3 protein-coding genes are annotated in these 1876 nt (G+C 74.0%); 1 reads left to right on the top strand and 2 read right to left on the bottom strand.

The genetic code is table 11. The features are described 5' to 3' along the window. Positions 1-735: cysteine hydrolase (locus AOK00_RS36125; RefSeq protein WP_437441471.1), on the bottom strand; the 735-nt coding region annotated here is incomplete at its 3' end. 78 nt (positions 736-813) lie between these two features. On the opposite strand from AOK00_RS36125, the gene AOK00_RS36120 reads away from it, so the two are divergent. Further along, positions 814-1281, top strand: coding sequence for a pyridoxamine 5'-phosphate oxidase family protein (locus AOK00_RS36120; protein ID WP_030316507.1), 468 nt, complete (start codon positions 814-816; stop codon positions 1279-1281). Positions 1282-1288: 7 nt separating this feature from the next. Here AOK00_RS36120 and AOK00_RS36115 read toward each other — a convergent pair. After that, positions 1289-1876: LysR substrate-binding domain-containing protein (locus AOK00_RS36115; RefSeq protein ID WP_055604317.1), on the bottom strand; the 588-nt coding region annotated here is incomplete at its 5' end.

Genomic DNA, 1876 nt, shown 5'->3' with positions numbered 1-1876 from the left:
GCCCCCGGTGCGCCCGGCGCCCCCGGCGTCCCTGGTACGCCCGGCGCCCCCGGTACGTCCGGCGCCGGCCGCGTTCGCCGTGGTTCCGGACCGCCGGGGGAGCTTCCAGCAGCCGAGTATCTCGTCGGTCGTGGTGATCGAGGCGACGAGCGCGAGGGTGTGACGGATCATCGCGGGGGTGTAGTCGGCCGGCACCCCCGCGATGGCGTCCGCGGGCACGACCACGGTGTAGCCGAGGTTGACGGCGTCGAAGACGGCGTTGGGCACGGCCACGTTGGCGGAGACGCCGGTGACGATCAGGGTCCGGCAGCCGAGATTGCGGAGCAGCGGGTCGACATCGGTCCCGGCGAGCGGTGAGAGCCCGTGCAGCCGCCGTACGACGAGGTCCTCCTCGGCCACCTGGATCGGTTCGGCGATCCGTACGGCCGTGCTCCCGCTGTGCTGCTGTACGGGAAGCCGGGCGGCGGCCCGGAAGAGCCGGGCGTTACTGTTGGCGCCCCGCCCGTCGGGGCGCCGTTCGGCGACGGCGTGGATGACCTGGACGTCCGCCTCGTGCGCGGCGGCCACCAGCCGGGCGACGTTGCGCAGGGCCCCCGACGCACGGGCGGCGGCGGCCAGTTCGGGCAGTGCGCTCTCCGGCCCGACGACCCCCCGCTGACACTCGACGGTGAGCAGCACGACCCCACCGTCCGGCCGGATCCGCTCCCCGAGCCGCTCTCTCGCCCTCTGCTCCATGGTCTCTCCCCTTGCACGCGCGCGAATGGCCCTCCATGCTTTCTGACGTCTCATCAGAAATCCAGAAGGGTGCGGACGATGACCGTCGCACAGCGCCGTGGACGCCGGATCATGATGACCCCGGCGGAGCTCGACTCCTTTCTCGCCGAGCAGCGCACCTGCCGGGTCGCGACCGTCTCCGCCGACGGCCGCCCGCACGTGAGCGCACTCTGGTTCGCCTGGGACGGCTCCTCGCTCTGGCTGTACTCGCTGACCCGCAGCCGCCGTTGGGCGGAGCTGCGCGCCGACCCGAGGATCGCCGTCGTGGTGGACGACGGCGAGGACTACGGCGAACTGCGGGGCGTGGAGCTCTCGGGCACCGTCACCTTCATCGGCGAGGCCCCGCGTACGGGCGAGCCGTGCCCCGAACTCGACGTGCCGGAACAGCTCTTCGCCGCCAAGAACTTCGGCCTGGACGCGATGCCGCACGACGGCCGGCACGCCTGGATGCGACTGACACCGGACGCGATCGCGTCCTGGGACTTCCGCAAACTCGCGGGCCTCTGAGCCCCGGTCAGCTCCCCAACGGCTCGGCCGCCGCCCGGAGCGCGCCGACGACCGCCCGCACGGAGGGCCGGCGGCCCGCGTCGGCGCGCCAGGTCGCGTAGATGTGGCGCCGCACCTGCTGCCGTACGGGCACGAAGACGACCCCCTCCGGCACGGGCCGCCCGAGCCTGGGCGTGACGCAGACGCCGAGTCCCGCCGCGACGAGCGCCAGCTGCGTGTGGTGCTCCCCCGCCAGGTGACCGATCCGCGGCTCGATGCCCTGCGAGCGCAGCGTGAACATCAGCCAGTCGTGGCAGAACTCGCCCTCGGGCCAGGAGACCCACTCCTCGTCGGCGAAGTCCACCAGGTCCACCGACTCGCGCCCGGCCAGCGGGTGCCCGGCGGGCAGGGCCACGTCGGCGGAGTCGTCGAGCAGATGGGCGCGCTCCAGGCCGCCGGGCACGGGCGCCCGCTTGTTGCTCCAGTCCAGGACGAGCGCGAGGTCCGCGTCGCCGCGCAGCACCGCGCGCACGCCGCTCTCCGGCTCCAGCTCCGTCGTACGGACCCGGAGCTCCGGGTGCCCCTCGCGCAGGGCGGCCAGCGCGGCCGGGAAGAG

The sequence above is a fragment of the Streptomyces aureus genome (assembly GCF_001418135.1).
GTDB classification, from domain to species: Bacteria; Actinomycetota; Actinomycetes; order Streptomycetales; family Streptomycetaceae; genus Streptomyces; species Streptomyces aureus_A.
The sequence above is the reverse complement of the archived record's forward strand: the minus strand, read 5'-3'. Positions and strand labels throughout refer to the sequence as shown.